Source organism: Marinomonas sp. 5E14-1 (genome assembly GCF_039939215.1).
Lineage (GTDB): Bacteria > Pseudomonadota > Gammaproteobacteria > Pseudomonadales > Marinomonadaceae > Marinomonas.
Genome location: NZ_JBDXMW010000005.1, coordinates 1 through 18,088, shown reverse-complemented (window position 1 = coordinate 18,088; position 18,088 = coordinate 1). Strand labels below are relative to the sequence as shown.

General features: G+C 43.2%; 16 protein-coding genes. 9 read left to right on the top strand and 7 right to left on the bottom strand.

Translation table 11 applies throughout. The features are described 5' to 3' along the window. Window positions 1–4: 4 nt before the first annotated feature. Genes ABFY09_RS05640 through ABFY09_RS05615 form a run of 6 tightly spaced genes read right to left on the bottom strand, consistent with a single transcriptional unit; the run spans window position 5 to window position 7,886 of the window. On the bottom strand, window positions 5–1,582 hold the full coding sequence (locus tag ABFY09_RS05640) for an ABC transporter substrate-binding protein (RefSeq protein WP_347983323.1): 1,578 nt from the start codon (window positions 1,580–1,582) through the stop codon (window positions 5–7). A 12-nt stretch (window positions 1,583–1,594) separates the two neighbouring features. Then, on the bottom strand, window positions 1,595–2,674 hold the full coding sequence (locus ABFY09_RS05635; protein ID WP_347983322.1) for a DUF917 domain-containing protein: 1,080 nt from the start codon (window positions 2,672–2,674) through the stop codon (window positions 1,595–1,597). Between the two features lies 1 nt (window position 2,675). Then, a complete protein-coding gene (locus tag ABFY09_RS05630) occupies window positions 2,676–4,241 on the bottom strand; it encodes a hydantoinase/oxoprolinase family protein (protein WP_347983321.1) in 1,566 nt (521 codons plus the stop codon). Window positions 4,242–4,250: 9 nt separating this feature from the next. Continuing rightward, window positions 4,251–5,945, bottom strand: coding sequence for an ABC transporter ATP-binding protein (locus ABFY09_RS05625; protein ID WP_347983320.1), 1,695 nt, complete (start codon window positions 5,943–5,945; stop codon window positions 4,251–4,253). 4 nt (window positions 5,946–5,949) lie between these two features. Beyond that, a complete protein-coding gene (locus ABFY09_RS05620; protein WP_347983319.1) occupies window positions 5,950–6,861 on the bottom strand; it encodes an ABC transporter permease in 912 nt (303 codons plus the stop codon). A 5-nt stretch (window positions 6,862–6,866) separates the two neighbouring features. Then, entirely contained in the window at window positions 6,867–7,886 is a 1,020-nt protein-coding gene (locus ABFY09_RS05615) for an ABC transporter permease (RefSeq protein ID WP_347983318.1), read from the bottom strand. Between the two features lie 405 nt (window positions 7,887–8,291). Here ABFY09_RS05615 and ABFY09_RS05610 point away from each other — a divergent pair, with 405 nt between their 5' ends. Next, window positions 8,292–9,644, top strand: coding sequence for a CoA transferase (locus tag ABFY09_RS05610; protein WP_347983317.1), 1,353 nt, complete (start codon window positions 8,292–8,294; stop codon window positions 9,642–9,644). Between the two features lie 71 nt (window positions 9,645–9,715). Here ABFY09_RS05610 and ABFY09_RS05605 read toward each other — a convergent pair whose 3' ends face one another. Then, window positions 9,716–10,441 (bottom strand): DUF1223 domain-containing protein, encoded by a 726-nt coding sequence (locus ABFY09_RS05605; RefSeq protein ID WP_347983316.1) that lies wholly within the window; start codon window positions 10,439–10,441, stop codon window positions 9,716–9,718. A gap of 79 nt (window positions 10,442–10,520) precedes the next feature. On the opposite strand from ABFY09_RS05605, the gene ABFY09_RS05600 reads away from it, so the two are divergent. From ABFY09_RS05600 to ABFY09_RS05565, 8 genes are all read left to right on the top strand, one after another. Next, window positions 10,521–11,186 (top strand): platelet-activating factor acetylhydrolase IB subunit, encoded by a 666-nt coding sequence (locus tag ABFY09_RS05600; RefSeq protein ID WP_347983315.1) that lies wholly within the window; start codon window positions 10,521–10,523, stop codon window positions 11,184–11,186. Window positions 11,187–11,468: 282 nt separating this feature from the next. Beyond that, complete coding sequence (locus tag ABFY09_RS05595; protein ID WP_347983314.1) at window positions 11,469–12,554, top strand: TRAP transporter substrate-binding protein; 1,086 nt, start codon at window positions 11,469–11,471, stop codon at window positions 12,552–12,554. A 65-nt stretch (window positions 12,555–12,619) separates the two neighbouring features. Further along, the gene (locus ABFY09_RS05590) at window positions 12,620–13,159 is read left to right on the top strand and encodes a TRAP transporter small permease subunit (RefSeq protein WP_347983313.1); all 540 of its coding nucleotides are present in this window, start codon (window positions 12,620–12,622) and stop codon (window positions 13,157–13,159) included. A 33-nt stretch (window positions 13,160–13,192) separates the two neighbouring features. Further along, window positions 13,193–14,482 carry a TRAP transporter large permease subunit gene (locus ABFY09_RS05585; RefSeq protein ID WP_347983312.1) on the top strand — a complete coding sequence of 430 codons (1,290 nt, stop codon included), beginning with the start codon at window positions 13,193–13,195 and terminating at the stop codon, window positions 14,480–14,482. Between the two features lie 162 nt (window positions 14,483–14,644). Further along, on the top strand, window positions 14,645–15,982 hold the full coding sequence (locus ABFY09_RS05580; protein ID WP_347983311.1) for a cache domain-containing protein: 1,338 nt from the start codon (window positions 14,645–14,647) through the stop codon (window positions 15,980–15,982). 33 nt (window positions 15,983–16,015) lie between these two features. Then, window positions 16,016–16,657: a response regulator transcription factor gene (locus ABFY09_RS05575; protein WP_347983310.1), complete on the top strand. Its 642-nt coding sequence runs from the start codon at window positions 16,016–16,018 to the stop codon at window positions 16,655–16,657. A 171-nt stretch (window positions 16,658–16,828) separates the two neighbouring features. Continuing rightward, complete coding sequence (locus ABFY09_RS05570; RefSeq protein ID WP_347983309.1) at window positions 16,829–17,155, top strand: hypothetical protein; 327 nt, start codon at window positions 16,829–16,831, stop codon at window positions 17,153–17,155. A gap of 203 nt (window positions 17,156–17,358) precedes the next feature. Beyond that, entirely contained in the window at window positions 17,359–17,853 is a 495-nt protein-coding gene (locus tag ABFY09_RS05565) for a hypothetical protein (protein ID WP_347983308.1), read from the top strand. Window positions 17,854–18,088 lie beyond the last annotated feature (235 nt).

The following is an 18,088-nucleotide window of genomic DNA, read 5'->3' as shown; positions in this document are numbered from 1 at the left end:
TAATTTAACGACCTGCTGGACGGCATGACCAGTTTAGTGTTGAGAAATCATAGAAGAAACTTTGAATCGGAATGAATTTCAAATCACTCAAGCAATTATTCACCGCCATTTGATAACGAGAGGTTTGCAAGAACGAATCCACTTGATTATCGACAATGTACTTCTGTAGATCCTGATAAATCTCATTGCGTTTTGTGCTGTCTAGCTCGGAACCCGCAGCGTCAATCATTTCGTCAACTTTCGCATCATTCAACCAAGACATAGAAGCCCAAGAGCCAGATGACTTCGACGAGTATTGGTTAAAGAAAACAGATTGTGGCGATGAATACGTTGGGCCAAAGAAGATTTGGTTTACATGAGGCGTGGTGGAAGCTTGTGCTGCAATCTCTGTTACTCGGCTCCATGGATCCGCTTGTAACGTTGGTTTAAACCCAATGGATTGCAAGTTAGCTTGCATCATCAAAGCAACTTCTTCTTCAAAAGCCGTACCAGCCACATAACCTAGGGTGATCGGTATTGGTTGGCCTGCATAGCGAGATTTTTTCACATATTCAGCGGCTTTTTCCAGATCAAACTTAGGTATTTCTAAATCATCTAAATAAGCGTCTTGAAAGAGTGATGCAAGCGGTCCAGCCATGGCAACACCCGGATGAAGCACTTCATTTACTAGCTCATAATCAATGGCTGCAGAAATGGCTTTTCGGATATTAACATCATCGGTTGGCGCTAATTGGTTGTTGTATTTAATGTAGTAACCCGTTGCTGTTGCCATATCCAAGATGTGGTAATTTGGCAGCTTCTCAATCGCCATTAATGTTTCATGCGCTTGGTAAATACTGCTCACATCAAGCTCGCCTTTATTGGCTAAGGCTTTGATAGTCGCTTCATCACTGGTTACCAGTATTCTGACTTTTTCTACAGGATTCTCTTTAAACCCTTTAAAGTAATTACGATTTCTCGCCAATATAAGACGACTGCCGCGTTGCCAATCTTCTAATTTATATGGGCCGCTACCAATGGCATTGGACGCTAAGAACTCTTCTGACCACTCATTATTTCCACCTTTTTCTTTCGCCAGATCCGAGTTAATGACAAAAAGCAGTGGCGACGTGGCAAGGAAAGAAGACGATGGTTGCTCTAAATTGAAGACAACTGTTTTATCATCAATCATCTTAACGCCATCCGCATTTAAGTAGGATTGAAAGAAGCCCGCAGGTCCTTGATTGAGCGTTAATAGTCGTTTAACAGAATACACTACATCTTTTGCTTCGACGGCAGAGCCATCCTGGAATGTCGCATTTTCAGATAAATGAAAAGTAAACTTCTTACCGTCTGGAGTAATATCCCAGCTGCTTGCCAAATTAGGAACAATATTTCCTTTAGTGTCAGCCGTCGTTAAACCATCGTATAGGTTTACCGACATTAGATATTCGGTATAGTCGGTTACTTTTGCTGGATCTATCGTGCCTACAACCTGCACAATATTCATGGTTGCAGTAAGATCTTCATAGCTTTCAGCATGAGCTGGTAAAGCCGTTATTAGCGCGGTGGTGATGAGCGCCGTAACTGTTTTCAACATCATAAGATACTCCTATTAGTTTTGGTTAAACGGTTGATAATCAATGTCCTGATAGCCAAAGGCGGCTGGGCCGATTACCTTTAAAGCTTGCTCAGAGCGAAGAAGTGGGTGACATGGAATAGCGAGTACGGCGATTTTTTGACCGTAGCGCAATACCTCAGTGGTGATGGCATGTCCTGTTTCTATATCGAGGACGATGATCAAATCAGGCACACTACAAGCAACGCGCTGATTTATTTTTAGAATCAAGTTTTCGTTTTGGATCTCAATATTAGCGACTTGATCGACATACGAACCGCTGCCTTCAATTTGCAGATTTCCTCTTGTAAAACCGGCGGACATTTTTCGTTCTAAGTCGACAATTTTCCCCTCAAAAAGCACCTGACCGTTTTCTTGGTGGCAAATCTCCTCAATAGGGTTAGTGTTTTCTTTATGCGCATTAATGACCGCAAGTCCTAGATTCTTAGCCTGAGTTACCGTGTCAGGAATCGCGTATTTTTTAACGAAGCTGCCTTTCATTGGCGCTTCAACCATACCTGCTGACGCTCCCATTTGGATAACACATGCTCTTGCTAATCGTTCGAGCCATTGCTCATCTTTGAGGTCTTTAAATATAACGGTATTACCATGGGCGTCTGACATGGCAGAAGGCACACTGGAATGACCATATATACTAAAACTGGTCATCTGCATTTCAGGAAATGCACGTCCCATTCCATCACCGTCGACCAAGGGCAATCCCATAATGGCTGCTATCGCCGCTGGTCGAAGTCCGTTCGCGCCACCAATTTCTACCGGAATAATGGCGTCAACTTTCTTCCCCATATAGTCTTCAAGCGCGTGAATAGCTCGAACAATTTCGTTGCCTTCACATATTTTTTCCATGGAAACCGCTGGCGCACCGATGTTCCCAACAGAAATAACCAGAGCGTCATCATCAAGCTCATGAAGCGATACAAGCTGTATCTTGCCTCCTTTATTCATCTCCGCGATCGTATGCAGCTTTCCATAGTAAGGGTTGCCACCGCCACCTGTTCCTAAAATAGCAGCGCCTATTTCAATGGCTTCAATATCGTCATGTGTTAATTCAATCATCTTAAAACTCCAAGTCGCCAACGACTTTTATGCGTATACGTGTCGCATTGCCGGGTAAATAAGCAAGAGGCACATCTTCTTGGTCAATCACCTTGATTGAATTGCTCTTAGCGCCTGCTTGAATGGATTTATGTGTCGCAATATTGAGCGCGTCGGACAATGCGTCTTCTCGGGTAACTTCTGAGAGGTGATAAATCTTATCGACTTCTCCACTGACTTGAGCGATGGCCGCACCAACCGCATTTGCCACAGCGTAGTTATTCGGTTTGATGACCTCTAGCGAGCCAATTTTCTCAGGGGCAAGCACAGAGCCTCCGCCGACAACAATGACAGGAATTTGTGCCGAAGAGAGGCGGTTTTTCTCGACGGTTTCAAGAATGATCTGATCCATTTTCGTCAGGGCTGCCTTTACCGAATCCGTGTTCAATGACGAGGTTAAACTCGCATCGCCCACTATCGCACGACCTGAATGGACAGCAATATCCGTCGCTGTGATCTGCGAACCACCAAATACCAACGCTTCTTCTGATATGCGATAGCCAACACTATGAGGCCCCACGCTGACTTGTTGCTTAGCATTGTCGCCCGTGAAAGCGACCTTGCTGCCACCGCCAAGACCAACAGAAACCATATCCGGCATGCGAAAATTAGTACGTACACCGCCGACATCAACATTAGTCGACGCTTGTCTAGGAAAGGCATTCTGTACCAAACCAACATCCGTTGTGGTGCCGCCGATGTCGACAATAATGGCGTCTTTTTTGCCGGATAAAAATACGGCTCCACGCATAGAGTTGGTCGGCCCACTAGCAAAGGTAAGCACAGGGAATTGCTTAACGAATGCCGCTTTCATTAATGTGCCGTCATTTTGCGTAATGAAAAATGGGCAACTTAACCCACAAGATTTTAGTGCCATGGAAAAAGCGTCGACTGTTTTTTCGCTCAGCGTAAGTAAGCTGGCATTAAGAATGGCGGCGTTTTCTCGTTCTAATAAGCCAATGCGACCCACTGAGCTGGCAAGAACCACTTTGCAATCTGGGTATACGCTATTCAGTATGGCAGCGGCTCGTTCTTCAACATCTGTATTAATAGGGCTAAAAACGCTGTTAATGACAACCGAATGAATGGACTGCTGTTTTAACTCCAGAGCAATGTCTTTTATATGGTTTTCATCCAATGGATTAATTTCTCGGCCATCAAATTCATAACCTCCTTTCACCATGTAACTGCCCGCGTTTATGATGTCTTTTATATCCTCTGGCCAATCAGCGAAGGGTAGGACACTGGCTGTGGCGGGTAGGCAAATTCTTATAACAGCGGTTTTGGTTAAGGAGCGTCGTTCAATCACGGCATTCGTAAAATGTGTCGTGCCAATCATCACACCTTTAATGTCTTCTTGGTTAACGCCTGATTCTTGAATAACCGCATTCAATGCTTTTTCAACACCACTGGTCACATCTTGAGTGGTTGATTGCTTTGTCGCAGCGATGACCTCGCCTTGTTTCATTAACACGGCGTCAGTATTGGTTCCGCCAACGTCTATTCCAATCCTATAGTTGGTAGTCATTTGTTTTCCTTAATATTTTTGTTGAAGTACTTGTAAGGCATCTTCGTCACTGATCTTAGGTTTATGCCTTTCTTCTTCATCACTGATCACAGGTATGGCTCGAATTAAAGCTTTTGTGTATCGCTGAGTAGGCTTATTAAATATGTCTTGCGTTGTTCCTGTTTCTAAAAGCTCGCCACGAAACATCACAGCAACGCGATCGCAAAAATTTCTCATCAAACTCAAATCGTGTGAGATAAAGATGTAAGTAAGGCCGAGCTGACGTTGGAGCTTTTCGAGCAGCTCAATCACACTTTTTTGGACAGAAACATCTAACGCCGATGTGGGTTCGTCTAACACTAATATCTTAGGATTGGCCGCTAATGCTCGCGCAATTGCTACCCGTTGCTTTTGCCCACCTGATAAGTTTGATGGGTACATATCCGCGTATTCTGGTGGCAGCTCAACGAGCTTGAGTAAACGTTGTATTTCTTGTTTTCGGTTCGTTACTTTTGCGATGTGTTTTAACGGTACGTTGAGTGTTTGTGCGATTGTTCGTCTTGGATTAATCGAAGCGGCTGGGTTTTGATGAACCATTTGTATGCTGTAGCGGTTTTCATTGTTTAATCGCCAAGCATCTAAATGTTTGTTCTCGATCGTAATGTTGCCACTGGTGAGTTCACTTAAGCCCATAATCATTCGAGCCAGAGTGGTTTTTCCAGAGCCGGATTCGCCCGCAATACCAAACGTTTCCCCTTTGTGTATTTGCAACGAAGTTGGCTTTACGGCTAACACCTCATTGATGACGCTACCTTTCCAATTTTTCTTTGTGGCAAAGCGTTTTTCGACGTCAATTAATCTCACCAGTACTGGCGTTTCTGGCTTATCTTCAACGGATTCTTCTGAGTGAAAAAGCTTGGGTACAGAGTCGAATAATCGCGCGGTATAAGGGTGCGAAGGAGAGGCGAAAATATCATCGACCGTACCGTGTTCAACGATACGCCCATGCTGCATGACATAAACTCGATCGGCCGTTTTGCGCACCACACCTAGATTATGAGTCACCATAAGTAAGGAAAGCTGTTCGTCATGAACGAGTTGATTAATGAGCTTTATAATTTCATTTTGCGTGGTGACATCCAAAGCCGTACCTGGCTCATCGGCGATCAATAGACGAGTTGGATGAAGCAACGCCATGGCAATGAGAACACGTTGTCTCATGCCACCTGATAATTGCCATGGGTAGGCATTATAAACGCGCTCAGGGTCCAATAATTTTACCTTTCTGAGAACCTCAAAAATGCGTTCTTTTTGCTCTGTTTTAGACTGCTTTATGCCTAAGTTTTTGTCGCCTGAATGCATGATGTCTAGCAGGTGAGTGCCAATGCGAAAGACAGGGTTGAAAGAGGTTTGAGGGTCCTGTTGAATCATCGACATGACGGAGCCTTTTAGCGCTTCCCGCTGCTCTTTGCTCATTGTCAGGGCGCTCTTTCCTTGAATGAAAATATCGCCACTTTCGATTTGAATTTGTTCAGGGTTAAGCGTGTTAATTAATAGCTTACTGGTCACGGTTTTCCCTGACCCTGATTCACCAATGAGCGCCACTCTTTCTCCGGGTGCGATGCTCAGTGAAATGTTGTGTAAAACTTGTTTGGTGCCACCATAAACTTTAAACGAAAGGTTGAGGTTTTTTATTTCTACTAAATTGCTCGATTCGACGGTCATTGCTTTATACCTCAACATCAAAAAAGTCACGTAGGCCATCGCCCAACAGGTTAAATCCTAAGATGATATAAAGAATGGCTAAGCCCGGCATGATGGCTTCCCACCAGTATTCAGGTAGGTAATTTGAGCCGGTTGACACCATGGTGCCAAGGTCTGGTGTAGGCGGTTGAACGCCTAATCCAAGAAAGCTTAATGTAGCGCCAAAAAGAATGACAAAACCCGCATCTAATGTCGTTTTTACACTGATGGCAGCCACGCAATTAGGAAGAATTTCTTTTGTAATAATATGCCAATGGGAAGCGCCTGATAGTTTTGCGGCTTCGACAAAATCTTCAGTGACAATGCTCTTAGCTAATTGATAAATAAGCCGGCAATGCCAGTTCCACCATAAAAATGAAATGGCAATCATGGCATTGATCAGGCTAGGTTCTAGTATTGAGGTAATCGCAAGCGCCAAAGCTAAAGGGGGTACGGCTAAGAGCATATCGTTGAAGCGCATGATAGTTTGTTCAACCCAGCCACCCGCGTAGGCGGCAACAATGCCAAGCAATACGCCAATAGGAACGGAAAGTGATAGGACACCGACGACCAAGGCCAATGACACTTGGTAGCCAAAAATGACACGGCTAAATATGTCTCGCCCAACATTGTCCGTTCCCATCCAGTGTTCCCAGCTTGGCGCTAAGTGTCTGGCTCTAAAATTGACAAATGACCCAGCGTGCTCTGGGTTTGGTGCGATTAAGGGAGCAAAAATAGCCATCAATATGACGCTGCAAACAATAATCAGACCGATAACCGCAGCGTAATTTCGTGAGAATCGATACCAAGCTCGCCCAATATTTGAATACTGCTTACTTGCCGTCGTCATCGAGAATTCATCTAGCCCGTTCGGTAGTCGAGGTTCGTTGTTATTCATGCTGATTATTTCCCTTTTTGTGTGATGCGTGGGTCAATTAAGCCGATAATGAAATCAATCACTAGGTTCGCGACGATAAAGAAAACACCTGAAATAAGAACCACCCCAACAACTGCGTTGAAGTCTTTGTGGAGAATAGAACGTACTCCATAGCTTGCAACGCCTGGCCATGAGAACACCATTTCAACCACGAAGGCGTTGCCAATAAGGGAAGCAAACTCAAGCCCTAAAATAGTTAATGGAGCCGCTGTGCTGAGTCTCAGTAAGTATTTAAAGTGGATGAGTTTTTGTGGTACGCCGCAGGCTCTGAGCGTATCCACATGATCACGATGACTGAATTCAATCATTGAAGAACGTGTAATTCGCATAACTTGAGCAATGCCCGCTGCTGATAAAGCGAAGGCCGGTAATAACAGATGTTGGAAGCTGTCGATAAAAACATCGAAGCGAACATTGATCAGTGAATCGATCAATAATAAGCCAGTGTAAGAGGGCATAGCATCGAGATTACTGGAAATACGCTCAGTCACAGGTAAGTCGAACCAATTCATACTGGCCATTAATTGCAAGATGATGGCGAGTAAGAAAGACGGCGTTACCACACCAACAAGTGAGGTTACCCTCGTGACTTGATCGAGCCAGCCATTAGGGCGATAAGCGGCAAATAAACCAAGAGGTAGGCCAATAATCGCGGTAAACATAACGGCGACAATGACTAATTCTAAAGTGGCGGGTAACGCTTGCTGCAAATCCGTCAGTACAGGTCGATTAGTGAGCGTTGATTCCCCCATATCGCCTTGGAATAGGTTGTAAACATATTGACCGTATTGACTCACGAGTGGCTTATCTAAGCCCATTTTTTCTCGTAGTTCGGTTACCTGTTCTTGCGTTGCTAGCGGGCCGAGACTGATTCGTGCTGGGTCACCGGGAACTAATCGAGCAATCACAAAAATAATGATCGATAGACCAATAAAGACCAACAGTAGTCTGCTTGCTCGAATAGACAAATAGTATAATGTCTCCATAACTCCTCCAGGAGCAATTTTCATTACGTTTTAATCTATAGAGTGAGGTGTTATGCAACAAGCACAGCGGAGGGTAGGTTATTGGATTTGAAGGGTAGCCATGTTTAAAAGCGGTAAAGAATCTTGTAAAGAAAAAGGGGAATTTAGTGATGTAAGGAATGCCGTAAATTCGATTTTTGTAAATAACTATTCTTAAAAACACACTCATTTTTAATGGATTTTTTGTTTAGCCTTAACATATCTTGATGATTTTTATATAGCTGAAGTATTAGATGTGAAAGTGTGTTGTGTTAATTGTTCAAGGTTCAACAATTCATATCAGGCTGATAAAAGTTTCTAGTTTTCTGTTGGTGAGATATGGTTAATTCGTTATTTCACGGATGCGTTTTTACAGGATGAATAAAAATGTATAAGAGTATGATGCAAGCGGTTTGCAGTGAGACTGACGTTTCAGGTGTTGAACAATCTATGTCTGTTGGTGCAGAAGAGCCTCTTCATGGCGTCAATGAGTTGGCAAGCGCTTCAGTGCGTGCGGCTGTGTCATCGGCTCAGATGTTTATACAGGATTACTTTGGCATACGACCTAGTGCGAAAATAGATCGCACTTTAGTTGATAGGTGGTGTGTGAGCAGTGTGATGCCGACGGGTTGGCGTTTGCCGTCTGAGTGGGACGAGTTTGCAAAAGACTATCAAGCCTGTGATGGTTGGATTCGATTACACACAAATGCCAGCCATCATCGTGATTGTGCTTTGTCCGTGCTTGGTGATGTATCGACACCTGAAGAAGCGGCAGAGGTGATTGCTAACTGGAATAGTACAGAACTTGAGAATGCGATCGTAAATGCCGGTGGTTGTGCTGCGGTTTTACGTAATCGACAAGAATGGCAGTTGCACCCGCAAGGCACCGCGGTTGCTCAAGAGCCCATTGTGAATTGGGAAATTGCTCAATCTTCCTCTCATCATTGGAAGCTTCACTCTCCGGAGCGCCCTTTATCGGGCTTGCGCGTACTAGATTTGACTCGTGTTATTGCTGGCCCTGTGGCGACACGATTTCTTGCCAATCTTGGGGCTGATGTGTTGCGAATCGACCCGCCACATTGGGATGAAGGCGGTAACACAATTGATATGGCTGTGGGGAAAAACTGCGCGGGTTTGGACTTACGTGAGGCTGAAGATCTATCAAAGCTGATTGAGTTGATTAAGTCGGCCCATGTTTTGGTGCATGGATACCGTAAAGACGCTTTGTCGCGCCTTGGTTTAACAAAATCACGTTTATCTGAACTGAATCCTGCTCTGATTTCTGTTGGAGTAAATGCCTATGGTTCAACAGGCCCGTGGCAAAATCGAAGAGGCTTTGACAGTTTGGTTCAGCGCAGCAGTGGTTTGGCGGTGGAAAATTCGGGCATTGTGACCGCATTGCCTTATCAAGCACTTGATCATTCCACTGGGTACCTCACCGCGGCTACTGTGATGCAAGCGTTACGCCTTCAACATGCTGGCGGCGGAGTGGCTTCGGCCCATTTATCGTTGGCGAGACAGGCTCAGATTTTATTGGAAGCTGACATTGATCATATTGCCACGCTTGAAGGGAAGCCTCATAAAAATGGTGCTGGCGTTTATTCTGATTATTGCACTAATGAACAAACCGATTGGGGGCCAGTACTTAGGTTGCCTTTGCCTTATGAAATTGAAGGCGTGAATCTTAATTGGATGACGCCAGCAAAGAAACTGCGTTCTAGTTCGCCTGAGTGGCAGTGAGCTAGAACCTGACTCCTAGAACGCATGCTTTAGATAAAGGCCTTTCGTAAAAACGATATGTCTGCGAAGGCTTAATTCAAATAGCCACCCACGGCTTGTAGCACTTCTTTTGTGTTTCTGTCTGACACCCAAACTGCTAAAGCGGTTTTTTCTTGGCCTTTTTCTGGAATGCTCGGTAGGAGTAATTTCCAGCTTTGAGTGCCAGGAAGCGTTAAGTAGTTCAGAGCGACGAAGTCATGGTGCAGCTGGCGATTTCGGTTTTCTCCTGCTTTTACATTCGTAGACAACCCCATTCCAAGGTAAGTGACGTGCAGTTCCATGTCTTGGTTTTGGCTATAGTTCACGTCCAAGATGTTGTTGTCATTTAAGACGACACTTAATTCACCTGAGGTTTTATTGGATGCAGGAAGTGTCTTTTGTCCTCGAAACCAAGCGCGCCATTCTTTATTATCAATAACAAATCCTGGTGTATACATTTGGCTAATGTGTCCAACACGAGCGTAAGTTTGTTGGCGTTGTGTATGAACGGGTGATGCGAAGGGGTCTTCCCAACCAATGTAATTCCAATAATCTACGTGGAATGCAACAGGGACTAAACCATCAAAAAGAGCTGGGTGATCTTTTAATGTAGAGAGCCATTTATCCGCTGGTGGACAACTGCTGCAACCTTCTGAAGTATAAAGCTCGACGAGTTGAGTTTGCTTTGTACCACTATGCCATTCTTGGGCTTGAATGGTGTGTACCTGAAATATCAAAAGTGGCATTAATGCTAAACTGGCGCGAAGTAAGGTTTTCATCTAACGGCTCCGTGGTGGTTTTTATATCTGATTTCAAAAACAAGGATCGGTTCCAATAAATTATGAAGAGGGTGAATTAATGAGTGAGGTTTCTTTGAGTTCTGCTTTAGCGTTAAACCCAATGCCGCAAGAAACCGTTTGGTGGATGCCTCGTCATGAAGAGAAGCTGGCTCTCAAAAAATCTATGTCTCGTGTGGATTTGGTATTTTTAGGGGATTCCATCACGCAAGCCTGGGAGAAAGAAGGCGCAGAAGTTTGGGATGAGTATTACGCACCACGTTATGCGTTAAACCTTGGCTTTAATGGCGACCGTACAGAAAATGTTTTGTGGCGATTAGAGCATGGCGAAGTGGATGGCCTTAAGCCTAAGTTGTTGGTTTTGCTGATTGGCACCAATAATACAGGTCATCGACAGGATTCACCGGAAGATACGGTTGCAGGCATCAAGCAGATTCTCTCTGTTCTATCGAATAAATTGCCGGAAACGAAAATTTTATTGTTGGCTATTTTTCCCCGAAGTGCGAAGTCGACACAAAAATTACGAGTTTTAAATGACACTATTAATCAGAAAATTCGGTATTTTGCGGATAATCAGCGCGTATTTTTTCTCGACATTAATCATCACTTTGTAGATGAAAAGGGTTGTCTGACTAGCAATGTGATGAATGACTTTCTCCACCCTAATGCAAGTCAATACAGGGTTTGGGCGGAAGCGATAGAGCCTTATTTGTCAAAATGGCTGTGAAAGTAGCGAGTTTATAGAAAACAAAAAATCAGTATTACTACTTAGTTTTGTCTACGTGTTTTCCAATCCAGTTCGGTATTCATACGAATTGTTTACATTTTCTATTCACGCAATTATCTGCCCTGCACAATTATGTAAAACAATAATAAACGAAACCTTTGCGTATCGATGTATGTTTGCTACTTGGGCTTGAATGAACAAACGTTTATCAAAGCCGCTTTCTAGTCTCGCATAAGTGGGTGTCATTAGGTTTCTTCACATGACAGCAGGATGATAAAAACAATGAAATCCTTAAAAATCACAACTCTTGTTACTGCCGCGGCCGTTACTATTAGCGCTTTCTCTCTGCCTGCTTTTTCAGCAGACCGAGTGTACAAACTAAAGATGGCCGAAACTTGGTCTTCTAACTTCCCTATCTTTGGTGATGCGCCACGTAACATGGCAAGCATCGCTGAAAAAATGTCTAACGGACGTCTAAAAATCACCATTGATTCAGCGAACAAACACAAAGCGCCACTTGGTGTATTTGATATGGTTCGTTCTGGTCAATACGACATGGGTCACTCTGCTTCCTATTATTGGAAAGGCAAGGTGCCAAACACACTTTATTTCACAACAATGCCATTCGGTATGACGACACCAGAACAATATGGTTGGTTCTATGAAGGTAACGGCATGGAATTGATGGAAAAAGTGTATAAGCCTTTCGGTCTATTATCTTTCCCTGGTGGTAACACGGGTAATCAGATGGGCGGTTGGTTCCAAAAAGAAATCAACTCTCTTGAAGATCTTCAAGGTCTGAAAATGCGTATTCCAGGTTTCGCTGGTGAAGTAATGGCGAAATTGGGCGCTAAGCCAACAAACATCGCATCTGGTGAGCTTTACACAGCCCTTGAACGTCGTACTATCGATGCACTAGAGTGGGTTGGACCATCACTTGATTTACGTATGGGCTTCCACAAAATCGCACCTTACTACTACACAGGTTGGCATGAGCCAGCGACTGAACTTCAGTTCCTAGTTAACGAACGTACTTGGAAAAAACTACCTGAAGATCTTCGCGAAATTCTACGTGTTTCTATGAAGCTAGCTTCTTACGATATGTACATCCAGTCTTACCACGAGAGTGCGAAAAACTGGGCGACAATGAAAACGGAATACCCAAATGTTCAAGTGAAAACTTTCCCGCATGACGTATTGGTTGCTATGGAAGAAGCAAACCAAGAACTACTTGATGAGAAAGCAGCAGCGGATCCGTTAGCGAAAGAAATCCTTGATTCTCAAGCGAACTACATGAAACAAGTACGTGTTTGGACAAACATCTCCGACCGTGCTTACCTTGATAGTGTTGATAATCTAGCGAAATAAGACCTCTACAGGGTGAGAGCATGGACAAATGTGCTCTCACCCTTTTTTATTTCTAGGAGTTTGTTATGTTTTTAGTGAGCCTAGAACGAGGTATTACTCGTTTCTCAAATCTACTCGGTGTTGTCTCCACAGTTTTATTCATTGGCCTGTTATTCAACGTGTTTTATGACGTGTTGATGCGCTATGTTTTTAACGATGTGTCTATTGCAATGCAGGAACTAGAGTGGCACTTATATGCGGCGATTTTCTTGCTAGGTATTCCTTACGGATTACAACATGGCGGGCATGTACGCGTGGATTTGATATACGAGAACTTGCCACTTAAAGGCAAAGCGTGGATTGATTTACTCGGTTGTGTGTTTCTTTTGATACCTTTTACCTTACTAGTTGGCTACTACGGTGTCGGTTTTGCCCAAGAAGCTTACCTTTTAGGTGAAACAAGTGGCGATCCTGGTGGTTTGCCTTATCGTTGGATTATTAAAGCGGTGATTCCTTTTGCCTTTTTCTCTATGGCAATCAGTGGTTTAGGAATGATGATTCGCTCTATTAATGCGATCCGTGGTGTGAGTGAAGAAGGTTTTTCTCATCCGCCTATCCAACACTAATCCAAGTCATTATTTTAAGCTAGTAGGTCATTTATGATTGGCATTATCATGTTTTTTGTTGCTCTAGTAATGTTGTTACTGGGCTTCCCTGTCGCCTTTACTTTTGGCGGTATTGCGTTGATCTTCGGTGTATTTGCCGAAGGTTTTGATATGTTTGCTTTTATGCCGTTCCGTATACAAAGTTATATGGAAAACACCGTCATGATGGCAGTTCCTCTGTTTATTTTCATGGGCATCGTATTGCAGAAAACCCGATTGGCGGAGCAGTTGCTTGAAGCCATGGGTAAATTGTTTGGTGGTGTTCGTGGTGGTTTGGCAATTTCAACTATTCTAGTTGGCGCTTTATTAGCGGCATCAACCGGTGTTGTTGGTGCGAGTGTTGTGGCAATGGGGCTTATCTCTTTGCCTGTTATGTTGAAATACAACTATGACAAGTCTTTGGCCTGCGGCACTATTTGTGCGTCAGGTACACTGGGACAAATTATCCCGCCATCTATTATCCTGATCATCCTAGGTGATGTGTTGGGTATTCCAGTCGGCGACCTTTTCCAAGCGGCACTTGTGCCTGGTATGGTTCTGATCGGTAGCTACATTGTTTATATTTTAATTGTGACTTTCATGAACCCTGAAATGGCGCCAGCTATGCCTCAGGATGAAAGTGGCGAGACTCGTCAAGAGCAAATCATTAGCGCATTGAAAGCCATTATCCCTCCATTGGCTTTGGTTCTAATCGTATTGGGTTCTATTTTTACTGGTATTGCGACACCAACAGAATCTTCTGCACTAGGTGGCGTTGGTGCGATTATTTTGGCACTAATCTACGGCCAGTTTAGCTGGAAAATGCTTTACGACAGTGGTTTAGAAGCTGTTAAAGTAACCGCGATGGTCTTCGCGATTTTGATGGGTGCGACAGCCTTCTCTATGGCCTTTAGTTACACGGGTGGCGATTACATTGTAGAAGAAGCATTGTTGAGCTTACCTGGCGAAAAATGGGGCTTTATCATTCTAGCCATGATCGCGATTTTGATCTTGGGCTTCTTCATCGACTTCGTTGAAATTGCGTTCATTATAGTACCAATTCTAGCGCCAGTAGCTGAAGCCTTGGGCATCAACATGGTGTGGTTTGCTATCTTGATTGCGATGAACCTACAAACATCCTTCCTAACGCCGCCTTTTGGATTCAGCCTCTTTTATCTCAAAGGGGTGGCGCCAAGCTCGGTTCGTACAACGGACATTTATAAAGGGGTAATGCCTTTTATCATTATCCAAATACTTGTACTTGCCAGCATTATGATTTTCCCTGCATGGTACGGTATGGGTTAAAGTGTTTATGGAAGGTTAAACATTTTGTGAGTAGATTGGTCTTACTCACAAAATGCAAAGTTAAAAGGAAGCGAGCTTTGAGCTCGCTTTTTTGTTTTTGTGCGTTTTCAGGTTAAAGTGACCCATTACGCTTCTTACATTCTAGAAAACAGGTCTTGCCGAGTGGGCTTAAAAAGTAAAATCATCCTATTAGCTGTTGCGCCGCTGATTCTTGCGACAGCCATTATTATCTATCTGAGCCTACAATCTGCCCAAGATCTTGCAGCAGAAGAGTTGGCAATTTATGAATACAATCTAGTCAATGCGAAAGAAAAAGCCCTTAAAAATCACGTAAATATTGCCTTGTCCGCTATTACGCCAGTTTTAGAAAACGATCAGATGGATGATGTGACGGCACAGGAAGAAGTAAAACGGATACTTTCAGATTTGCGATATGAGGATGATGGTTACTTCTTTGTTTATGAAATGTCGGGCGTCAACCTTGTGCATCCTACGCAACCAGATTTTGTCGGTAAAGATTTATGGGCGTTCCAAGATCGTTCTGGTAACTATTTGATTCAAGGTTTGATCAATGCCGCTCAAGCAGGTGGTGGCTTCCATCGCTATGTTTGGGAGAAACCGCCATTGATGAGATTAGAAGATAAGCTCAGTTATGCCATAGCCATCGACCGATGGAATTGGATGATGGGCACGGGTCTGTATTTAGACGATATTTACGATGAGCTAGCAAAAACAGAAGCGACCATGAACCGTAATATTCAAGGGAGTTTTTTCGTTGTCATTGTCGTCGCGGTTATTACTGTTCTCTTGGTGATTTTATTGGGTGTGGTGATTAACTTGCACGAGCACAAGTTGGCAGACACGCGCTTGAATGCGGTTGCTCAACGCTTTATGCGATTGCAAGTAAACGAGCGCCGAGGCTTCTCAAGAGAACTTCACGATGGCATTAACCAATCGCTTGTAAGTTGTAAGTTTCGTATAGAGTTAGCGGGTAACAAGTTGCGTCGTAACGATAGCCATGAAATTGTTCAAGAAGAGCTATTAAAAGCCAGTGATTTGATCAGCCAGACCATTAATGAAGTCAGGCAGATCTCGCATAACTTGCGTCCTACTTTGCTGGATGATTTAGGATTAGATACGGCGATACGCTCCTTGATTGACCAATTTTCTGAGCGTACAGAAATTGATGTGGATTATCACTTTGAAGTAACGAGAGAGATGTCAGATGAAGTGGAAATCAGCATTTATCGACTCACTCAAGAAGCCTTAACCAACATTGAAAAACACGCAGAAGCGAGTTTTGTAAGGCTCGTAATACGACAGAAGAGTCAGAAAATTGAGTTTGAATGCCGAGATAATGGCAAAGGAATTTCGGATAACCCAGAGCCGGGAATTGGCTTTATTAATATGCGAGAGCGTTTGGAATTGATCGGTGGTGATTTCCATATAGCCTCTCAAAAGGGTCAGGGTGCCTGGGTCTATGCCGCTTTCCCTGTGTAGTTTTTATATAAGATATTAGAGCGAATTAAGAATATGACAGCCTTGCCTTCTTTATTACGAGTATTGCTAGTAGACGACCACACTTTAGTTTTGGATGGCCTTCAAGCTCGCCTAGAATTAGAAGGAAACATACAAGTTATTGGAACGGCAGCGAATGGTTTAGAAGCGCTAGATAAAGCCAAAGAGCTGAAGCCAGACTTAGTATTAATGGACGTTTCTATGCCAGTGTTGAACGGTTTAGAAGCGACGAAACGCTTCAAAGCCGAGCAGCCAGACATCAAAATTCTGATGCTCAGTATGCACAACGACAAGGAATACATCATGTCGTTAATTCAATCTGGAGCGAATGGTTATGTGCTAAAAGACGTTTCGTCTGAAGAGTTGGTTCAAGCCATTAATACGGTTCATCAAGGTGGAACTTATTTTAGCTCTGGTGCTTCAGATGCCTTGTTTGCACAAACCTCCTTAGAGCAAAAACACGAAGAATTAACAAAGCGCGAAACCGCTGTGTTGGTGGAAGTGGCCACAGGTTTATCGAATAAAGAGATAGCGCAAGTGTTGGATATTAGCGTCAGAACCGTAGAAACCCATCGGCAAAATATTAAGAATAAGCTGGATATTCATACTTCAGCAGGTTTAGTAAAATACGCACTGGCTCATCAGCTGATTCAGTAGCTTGCTAATGAAAAGCAATACTAAACAGAAGTGACTATGTGCCGAGTCCTGAAACACTCTTAAAGGAGGGTCAGAACTATTTAGTGTCTCATGGAGGGCTTTGTAAACTTCCTCTCTATTATTGATAAATTGTTTAAGATTAAGCCAATCGCTTAATGAAAGGGGAGTGTCATGTTACGCAGATGGGTATTGAGTTTATGTATTAGCGTTTTTGCTATGACGCTAGTAGCCGCACCAGAAGAGAAAGCCATAGAGCAGACGATGTTTGAATTGGAGCGTAGTGTAGCGATTCTTCAGCTATCTAAAGCCAATTTAGAAGATTATAAAAGCATGAATGACAAGGTAATGTCTTTAGAAAACAGAGTGGACTTCTTTGCGGTTTTAACACTGGTTTTATGTTTTATATTAGCAGTTTTGTTTGTCTTTTTGTGTAATCAACACAAGCGTTTATTGGCGATAGAAAAAGTAAAAATGGCCGAACCTATAACCGAGGAATAAAGGTTGCGCTTCAGAGTGACAATCGGTGCACATTCCTCGTACATCAAAAAGAGCTTTGACCCGATTTACCGTATCTTTCACCCTAGTTCAGCCTAATTGCTTGTGCTACAACACATGAAATGGACGGCATCTTTGGAAACTCTCTTTAGAGAAAAGCTAAATAAAGATCTATCGACGTAGCAGAAACAAGAGGAAAACGGCGTGTGCGGTTTTTTATAGATATTAAAATTGACAGGATTGTTCTAGAGCGAGAGTATGAAAAGCTTATAAAGGGAAGTGTTAATCTCAGAGGTCTGAAAAAGCCGCTTAAGCGGCAGAATAAACTGTTATATGGCAAGAGTATGTTGCGAGTCGATGAGTTAAGAATTACTTTAGCAAAAGCCTTAGATGACTTATCTCTAGATGAGTGGGCTGCTGCACAATGGCGAGATGATGTTGTTGAAAAAATAGATAGTCTCGATGCTTTTGACTCTATTTTACCAGTACTCGAACTGGCAAGTGAACAAACTGATAGTTACTCATTTGAATCATGTTGCAGTTTAGCCCTTCAACTTGCAGTTGTCGCACAAACAACAGAGCACCCCAAAAATTTGGTTTCTATTTTAAAATCATTAAGAGAACACGAATTACAATTAGCTTTAAATGATAGTAAAGTTAAAGAGTTGGCAAAGTGGTTTCGTGTATCAAATGCCATATAACAAGGCGTTCAACTCGGACAAAAAACAGTGGGATTTTGTTCGTTCCTCACAAGAATAGCCCACCATTTTTTTCCGATTAACATCGGCGTTGAGGCTGTAGAATTTCTCCTAAAAGAACATTTTTATGTTCTTTTTTAATGCTCTGTTATCTAATCACTATTATTCGCTACAGTTGAACGTGATGGCTAATTATAAACCTGACTTATCCTGCCAAAGTAAATTCATTCCGATTGAT

Bases quoted from the DNA above. Each gene is read 5' to 3' on its own strand.
- ABFY09_RS05640 (WP_347983323.1), bottom strand. From the start codon at position 1,582: ATGATGTTGAAAACAGTTACGGCGCTCATCACCACCGCGCTAATAACG.
- ABFY09_RS05635 (WP_347983322.1), bottom strand. From the start codon at position 2,674: ATGATTGAATTAACACATGACGATATTGAAGCCATTGAAATAGGCGCT.
- ABFY09_RS05630 (WP_347983321.1), bottom strand. From the start codon at position 4,241: ATGACTACCAACTATAGGATTGGAATAGACGTTGGCGGAACCAATACT.
- ABFY09_RS05625 (WP_347983320.1), bottom strand. From the start codon at position 5,945: ATGACCGTCGAATCGAGCAATTTAGTAGAAATAAAAAACCTCAACCTT.
- ABFY09_RS05620 (WP_347983319.1), bottom strand. From the start codon at position 6,861: ATGAATAACAACGAACCTCGACTACCGAACGGGCTAGATGAATTCTCG.
- ABFY09_RS05615 (WP_347983318.1), bottom strand. From the start codon at position 7,886: ATGGAGACATTATACTATTTGTCTATTCGAGCAAGCAGACTACTGTTG.
- ABFY09_RS05610 (WP_347983317.1), top strand. From the start codon at position 8,292: ATGTATAAGAGTATGATGCAAGCGGTTTGCAGTGAGACTGACGTTTCA.
- ABFY09_RS05605 (WP_347983316.1), bottom strand. From the start codon at position 10,441: ATGAAAACCTTACTTCGCGCCAGTTTAGCATTAATGCCACTTTTGATA.
- ABFY09_RS05600 (WP_347983315.1), top strand. From the start codon at position 10,521: ATGAGTGAGGTTTCTTTGAGTTCTGCTTTAGCGTTAAACCCAATGCCG.
- ABFY09_RS05595 (WP_347983314.1), top strand. From the start codon at position 11,469: ATGAAATCCTTAAAAATCACAACTCTTGTTACTGCCGCGGCCGTTACT.
- ABFY09_RS05590 (WP_347983313.1), top strand. From the start codon at position 12,620: ATGTTTTTAGTGAGCCTAGAACGAGGTATTACTCGTTTCTCAAATCTA.
- ABFY09_RS05585 (WP_347983312.1), top strand. From the start codon at position 13,193: ATGATTGGCATTATCATGTTTTTTGTTGCTCTAGTAATGTTGTTACTG.
- ABFY09_RS05575 (WP_347983310.1), top strand. From the start codon at position 16,016: ATGACAGCCTTGCCTTCTTTATTACGAGTATTGCTAGTAGACGACCAC.
- ABFY09_RS05570 (WP_347983309.1), top strand. From the start codon at position 16,829: ATGTTACGCAGATGGGTATTGAGTTTATGTATTAGCGTTTTTGCTATG.